Raw genomic sequence first — 7,907 nt, forward strand, 5'->3', positions numbered from 1 at the left:
CAAATGTATAGGGTTTCGGAGGCGACGGTAGGTAGAAATAGCTGAATGGGCCTATTTCTTCTACTGAGATGATAATTATATCGCTGATTTGTGGAACACTATTTCTTCTTCGGGGCGATTAGCATATTTTTCTTCATTTCAGCAATGAGATTGCGGCTGATGGCGGCAAATATTTTTTGTGCCTCATGATTTATATTAGTTTGCAGGAGTGCCGTCCAGATAGGCTCACTATTAAGGTCTTCCGTAATTTGGAGATCTATTTTTTCCAGGAGGCGTTCATCGTAAGTAGTGGCACTTTCATCATTTTGGTGTCCTTCCCGGACATAACGGCCGCCATTTAAAATATTACGGCTCGCATAGTAGTTGATACTTGAACTTATAGGGCTGATAATGAGTATGGCGTCATGTTTATTGGTCAGTACTGCTTTCTTGAGGTTTTCGTTGATCTGCGCATCATCTGCGCCCAGGTATTCATATTTATAGGTGATGTCATCCTCTCCCAGACGTTTATTCAGTTCATAAACGATGTCGTGGATAAATTTCCTGCTGGCCATGTTGCCAGAACCCAGGATGAGCAGATTTTTATAATCTTTTTGAATGTTGTTAATCTTAATGGTTTCAATGTTTTTGTTGTTTCTGTGGTTTTGTTGGGCAATAGAAGTCAGGTGCAATAATAGCAGCAAGGTAAAGGGGAGACAGTATTTCATACAGTACAGGGAATATAATTACGCTAGTAAAAGTAATTAATTCTGTTTAAAAAAATATAGGCCGGGTAAAAACCCGGCCCGGCTGAAGGTTACAACAAAATCTAAACCTGCTTATGAGAAAAACTTGAATTAATATTATAATGCCATTGCCTGTAATGAATGGTCCTTGCTTTCCAGTTGGGAGCTACCCATCAGGAATTCGTCCACTTTTCTGGCACACTCGCGACCTTCGCTTATTGCCCATACCACCAGTGATTGTCCGCGGCGCATATCGCCGGCAGTGAACACTTTGGGGATGGATGTCAGGTAATCTTTTTCGGTAGCTTTTACGTTACCGCGTTCATCTTTTTCTACTTCCAACTGATCCAGTAAGCCGGTGTGCTGCGGATGTACAAAGCCCATGGCCAGTAAGGCGAGTTCGCAGGGCACATCTCTTTCAGATCCCGGTACTTCGGTGAATTTCGCTGGTCGGCCATCTGCGCTGGCAGTCCACTGGAGATCTACCAGGCGGAGCGCCTTCAGGTTACCGTTATCATCTCCTATAAAGGATTTGGTAGCGATGGCCCATTTACGGTCTGCTCCTTCTTCGTGAGAAGAAGATGTTTTTAATACCATCGGGTAGGTAGGCCATGGCATATATGCCGTACGTTCGCCCGGAGGTTTCGGTAGTAATTCCAGTTGTGTAATGCTGGTTGCACCATGACGGTTGCTGGTGCCCACACAGTCGGAACCGGTATCACCACCACCAATTACAATTACATTTTTTCCGGTTGCCCAGATATCGCTGCCTTCAACGGCTCTCTCTCCTACTCTTTTGTTCTGTTGTTTCAGGAAGTCCATTGCATAATGTACTCCTTTCAGCTCCCGGCCGGCAATTGGCAGGTCGCGTGGAATAGTAGAACCACCAGCGAGTACAATTGCATTGTATTCTCTCAGCAGATCATTGGTACTAACGTTAACGCCTACGTTGGCATTGCATTGGAACACGACTCCTTCTTCCTCCATCAGTTTCACACGACGGTCGATTACCCATTTTTCCAGTTTGAAGTCTGGAATACCATAGCGTAAAAGTCCGCCTGGAGCGTCATCACGCTCAAACACGGTAACAGTATGGCCGGCATAGTTTAATTGTGCTGCCGCTGCTAAACCTGCAGGGCCGGAACCAATAACCGCTATTTTTTTGCCGGTACGCATACGGGGCGCCTTGGCCTGTACCAGTCCTTTATCGAAAGCAACTTCAATAATATGTTTTTCTATCTCCTCAATGGCTACCGGTGGCTGGTTTATACCCAGTACACAGGCACTTTCACAKGGTGCCGGACAAATACGTCCGGTGAACTCCGGGAAGTTATTGGTAGAAGTTAGGATATCGTACGCATCTTTCCAATCCTGGCGATATACGGCATCGTTAAATTCTGGTATCACGTTACCCAGCGGGCATCCGCTGTGGCAAAAAGGCACACCGCAGTTCATGCAGCGGGCAGCTTGCTGATTTAATTTGTTATCAGGAAAGCGCTCTACAAATTCATTATAGTGGCCAACCCTTTCCCGGGGGTCTGCTTTCCCGGGCAGCTCGCGTGTAAATTCCAGGAATCCTGTAGGTTTACCCATAATTTTCCTCCACAAGTCCCTTACCTGCAAGGGATATTTTGATGATGAATGTTAATGTTTCTCTTAGTGACCTACTTTCTGGCCCTGTACTTTTCCTGATTTCAGCACTGCCTTGTATTCTTTCGGGAATACTTTCACAAAATGACGCAGTTGGTTCTCCCAGTCTTTCAGGATGAACTTGGCCACGGTGCTGTTCGTGTAGGCGTGGTGTTTAGTGATCAGGTCCTGCAGCAATGCTACATCTTCCTGTGCCAGCGGATCGAGGTCGATCATTTCCCGGTTACAGTGATTAGCGAAAGTACCTTTTACATCGTATACATAAGCGATACCACCGCTCATACCTGCACCAAAGTTGCGACCGGTTTCACCCAGTATCACTGCTTTACCATTGGTCATGTATTCGCAACCGTGATCACCTACTCCTTCTACTACCACGGTAGCACCGGAGTTACGTACACAGAAGCGTTCACCTGCTTTACCGCGGATATAGGCTTCTCCGGAAGTAGCTCCATAGAAGCAAACGTTGCCTGCGATAATATTTTCTTCTGCCTTGAATCCAGCTTCTCCCTGTGGATAAAGGATTAGTTTGGAGCCAGACAAGCCTTTACCGAAATAGTCATTGGCTTCCCCTTCCAGTTCCAGCGTTACACCTTTAGTGGTGAAAGCACCGAAGCTCTGGCCTGCAGATCCTATGAATTTGAAATGCAGGGTATCTTCCGGTAATCCTTCGCTCTTGTAGCGTTTGGATATTTCGTTAGAGAGAATGGTACCAATGGTACGATCTGTATTTTTTACAGGGAACTGCTGATATACCCTGGCTTTCTTCTCCAGTGCAGGCTGTGCGGCCTTGAGCAGTTGCCAGTCTATTACCTCGCTGATGCCGTGATCCTGTTCTTCCTGTTTGTACAGACCAGTTTCGCCGGCAGGCGCTTCGTTGAATAATATAGGAGACAGATCGAGTTTTTGCGATTTCCAGTTGGTGATGTTATCACGTACCTGCAGGCAACCTACCTGACCCACCATTTCATTGATGGTACGGAAGCCCAGTTCTGCCATGATTTCGCGGAGTTCTTCCACGAGATAAGTGAACAGGTTTACTACGTGTTGTGGATCGCCGGTAAAGCGTTTACGCAGATCCGGATCCTGGGTAGCTACTCCAACAGGGCAGGTGTTTACATGGCATTTACGCATCATGATACAACCTTCTACTACGAGAGCAGCAGTGGCCACACCCCATTCTTCAGCACCGAGCAGGGTAGCAATTGCAATGTCACGGCCGGTTTTCAGCTGACCATCTGTTTGCAGTACTACGCGGGTACGGAGTTTATTTTTTACAAGTGTCTGATGTGTTTCAGCTAAACCAAGCTCCCATGGCAAACCTGCGTGTTTGATAGAGCTTTCCGGAGAAGCACCGGTACCACCATCGAAACCGGAAACCAGTACTACATCGGCGTGCGCTTTAGCCACACCCGCTGCAATAGTACCTACACCTGCTTTGGATACCAGTTTCACACTGATACGGGCGGCGCGGTTTGCGTTTTTCAGGTCATAGATCAACTGAGCCAGATCCTCAATAGAATAAATATCGTGGTGAGGAGGCGGAGAAATCAGACCTACTCCTGGAGTGGAGTGTCTAACCTTCGCAATCCATTCATCTACTTTATGACCAGGTAATTGTCCGCCTTCGCCAGGTTTTGCACCCTGCGCCATTTTAATCTGTAACTCATCGGCGTTGGTCAGATAGTAGCTGGTAACCCCGAAACGGGCGCTGGCTACCTGTTTGATGGCAGAACGCATAGAGTCGCCGTTAGGCAGTTGCTCATAACGCAGCTCATCTTCCCCACCCTCACCGGTATTACTTTTAGCACCAATGCGGTTCATGGCAATGGCCAGTGTGGAGTGTGCCTCGTGAGAAATAGATCCAAAGCTCATCGCACCAGTAGCAAAACGCTTGAAGATGCTGGTGGCTGGTTCTACTTCATCGATTGAAATAGATGGACGGTTAGGCTTAAACGAAAACAGACTACGTAAGGTGGCTGCTTTTTCGCTTTGGTCGTTTACCGATTTGGAATATTTCTTGAATGCTGCGTAATCGCCCATACGGGTGGCCAGCTGCAGGTAGTGAATGGTAGTAGGATTAAAGAGATGGAATTCTCCTTTACGTTTCCACTGATATACACCACCTTCTGTTAAGCGCTGAATAGGTGTTTCTTTACGACCGTAGCCCATCCAGTGTTTTGCCAGTGTTTCACGGGCAATATCATCCACGCCTAATCCCTGTATACGGGAAACGGCGCCGGTGAAATATTTATCAACTGTTGCCTGGTTGATACCCAGTATTTCAAATATCTGTGCTCCCTGGTATGATTGCAGGGTAGAGATGCCCATCTTGGAGAATACCTTGAGGAGGCCATCACAGACAGCTTTGATATAATTCTTTTTCAGTTTGTCTACATCCAGCGAAGTATCCAGTTTGTTGTTCAGCTTCATATCACGGATGGTGCTGAGTGCCAGATAAGGGTTGATGGCAGTTACGCCAAAGCCCAGCAGGCAAGCAAAGTGGTGTACTTCCCATACATCGCCGGCTTCAACAATCAGTCCTACCTGGCCACGGTAACCCTTGCGGATCAGGTGGTGGTGAACAGCGGAAGCAGCCATGATAGAAGGGATCGCAGCGTGTTCAGAGTCAATGGCGCGGTCAGACAGAATGATTACTTCAAAACCATCTTCCACAGCATCTACTGCGTAACGGCAAAGACGGGCCAATCCTTTTTCCAGAGAGCCGGGCTTACCGTCTGCTTTGAAATAGGTATGTAACGTTTTGGCCTGGAATAAACCGGTGTCGATACTGCGTATTTTTTCCAGCTCATGGTTGTTGAGGATCGGATGACGCAATGCCAGTCCATGGCAATGCAGCGGATCTTCATTGAGCAGATTACCATTGTTGCCTACAAAAGTAGCCAGTGACATCACCAGTCTTTCCCTGATAGGATCAATTGGTGGGTTGGTTACCTGAGCAAACAACTGTTTGAAATAGTTGCACAGATGTTGCGGCTGGTTGCTCAGTACTGCCAGCGGGGTATCGGTACCCATAGAGCCAACAGGTTCTTTGCCATCAATGGCCATAGGGGCAATGATGTGATCCAGGTCTTCTGTGCTGTAACCAAATGCGCGCTGGTATTTAAAGATCTGATCATGTTCCAGGTGAGTAAAGGTTACTCTTGGTTCAGGCAGTTCTTCCAGGCGGATCTTATATTTATTCAGCCATTCGCCGTATGGTTGCTGGGAGCAGATTTGTTGTTTCAGCTCTTCATCACCAATAATGCGGCCCTGTTCCATGTCTACGATAAACATTTTACCAGGTTGCAGGCGGCCTTTTTCTTTGATGTTTTTTGGATCGATCGGTAATACACCGGCTTCAGAAGCCATGATTACACGATCATCTTTTGTTACCACGAAGCGGCTCGGACGTAATCCGTTGCGATCCAGGGTAGCGCCAATGATTTTACCATCGGTGAAGGAAATGGAAGCGGGTCCGTCCCATGGCTCCATAAGGGAGGCATGGTATTCGTAGAATGCTTTCTTTTCTTCGCCCATATCTTCATTGCCATCCCAGGCTTCCGGCACCAGCATCATCATTACATGCGGCAAAGAGCGACCTGTCATGGTGAGCAATTCAATCACGTTATCAAGACTGGCAGAATCGGATTGGCCTTCTTCCACGATAGGAAGCAGCATTTCCATCTCTTCAGTAGTGAAAAACTTAGACACAAAGTCCCTTTCGCCGGCACGCAGCCAGTTGAGGTTACCTTTCAGGGTATTGATTTCACCATTGTGTGCAATGTACCTATAAGGGTGTGCCAATCTCCAGCTGGGGAAAGTATTGGTAGCAAACCGGGAGTGGATGAGCGCAAAGGCAGATACCATTTTCTCATCACTCAGGTCCGTATAATAATGACGCACCTGGTAGGTGGTCAGCTGACCTTTGTATACAATTGTTTTATAAGAAAGCGATGCAATATAGAACAGCGACTTTTCTTTCGGTACTGTATTGCGAACGGTTTTAGAAACGTAGTTGCGGAGTACAAATAATTTGCGCTCAAAAATTTCCGGATCACTGATATGATAAGGACAGGCGATAAATACCTGTTCAATTTCCGGTTCTACAGAAAGGGCTGTTTCGCCGATACCATCCGGACGTACTGGTACTTTGCGGTAACCTAAAATTTCCAGGCCTAATTTTTCTGCGCTGCGTTGAAATATCTCACGACACTCTTCACGCCAGCGTGGTTCTTTCGGAAAGAAGACCATGCCTACACCGTATTTCCCAAATTCCGGCAGGCGAATACCCAATTTCAGGCACTCGTCATACAGAAACTCGTGTGGCGTTTGAAACAGTATTCCTGCACCATCTCCTGTGTTTTGCTCACAACCGCAGGCTCCGCGGTGTTCCATGTTTTCCAGCATGGTTAAGGCATCACGAATGATATGGTGGGATTTACGACCCTTAATATGGGCAGTAAAACCTGTTCCGCAGGCATCATGTTCAAATTCCGGACGGTATAAACCTTGCGTTTGCTTCACTTCATCCATTTGGTTTAGATTTTTTGCTTTGGCACACTTCCCCCTCTGACTTACGCCGCGGGTGATGGTGTACGATATAATTCGGGAACGGTTTAAAGATACTAAAGGAATGCGGTATTTTTTGTATAAACTTTTGTCAGACGGTTAAAATTTAGGAAAAAATAAAAAAAAGCCACTAATTGTTAGAATAATTGAAAAAATGAAAGCTCCCCGGAGTAAATTGAGGTCTTTGATGAGGACACATTGAAGGGATGGATGGGTAACCTAAAAGTTATGGGCGACAATTTCGCATGACAAATAATTATCATGAGACGGGAGTGATTCAAACAGGAAAGGGGGGATAGTGTGAATTTTAAACATAAAGTTTATAGTGCATTAAGAATGCCCATCATTATAGTCAGCATTACCTTTTTATTATGCAGGCTCCGTCCAGGCTATGCTTAGCATCTGCTATGTACCTATAGTTGCAGCGCAGGAGAGGTGGACTTGATGCGGGGATGAGTTCCGGGTGTATAACCCGGATGAAATTGCATCAGAAGACGGATGGAGGTCGGAAATGGCCATAGCAATGCTGCTTCAGTGCCAGGCTGTAGCTGTGGAAAGAGATGTACTATTCAAAAGGAAGCAGGTATAAGGGGTTATTCATCAAAATATCTCCGGGGGCAAGATCGCTTTATTCCAGTTGAATGATAGCTGGATATGTGTATGTATGGGTAAGGTTGGGAAGCAATATCTTCCGCTTGGGGTAAGTACGTTTATGAGCATGTTTGAGTACCTGTGGCGCTGCCACCGCAATAATATCGGCCGCCGTATATTGTCTGCTGTTGGATGGGCCGCCCTTGTACATGGCTCTTACCTGGAAAACTACTACCAGTGAGCCCTGCCCGGGTACATCCAGCGAAACATTTGTTTCCTGGAAAGTGGTATCCGGATCTATCATTAGCGTGACCGTTTCGCTACCCGCCACCTGGCGTGATATAAAATCAATACGCGTTGCGATCACTT

At 46.6% G+C, this 7,907-nt stretch carries 3 protein-coding genes and 1 pseudogene; all 4 read right to left on the bottom strand.

Annotated features, from left to right (window positions below; genetic code table 11):
• Nucleotides 1-98: 98 nt before the first annotated feature.
• The gene (locus AB4Z08_RS33665; protein WP_441578184.1) at nt 99-707 is read right to left on the bottom strand and encodes a hypothetical protein; all 609 of its coding nucleotides are present in this window, start codon (nt 705-707) and stop codon (nt 99-101) included.
• A 135-nt stretch (nt 708-842) separates the two neighbouring features.
• Complete coding sequence (locus tag AB4Z08_RS33670) at nt 843-2,318, bottom strand: glutamate synthase subunit beta (protein ID WP_441578185.1); 1,476 nt, start codon at nt 2,316-2,318, stop codon at nt 843-845.
• A gap of 63 nt (nt 2,319-2,381) precedes the next feature.
• Nucleotides 2,382-6,911: a glutamate synthase large subunit gene (gene gltB, locus AB4Z08_RS33675; RefSeq protein ID WP_441578186.1), complete on the bottom strand. Its 4,530-nt coding sequence runs from the start codon at nt 6,909-6,911 to the stop codon at nt 2,382-2,384.
• 664 nt (nt 6,912-7,575) lie between these two features.
• Nucleotides 7,576-7,907 (bottom strand): annotated as a pseudogene (locus AB4Z08_RS33680) (hypothetical protein); the annotation flags it as partial.

The sequence above is a fragment of the Chitinophaga sp. RAB17 genome (assembly GCF_052114225.1).
Classification (GTDB): domain Bacteria; phylum Bacteroidota; class Bacteroidia; order Chitinophagales; family Chitinophagaceae; genus Chitinophaga.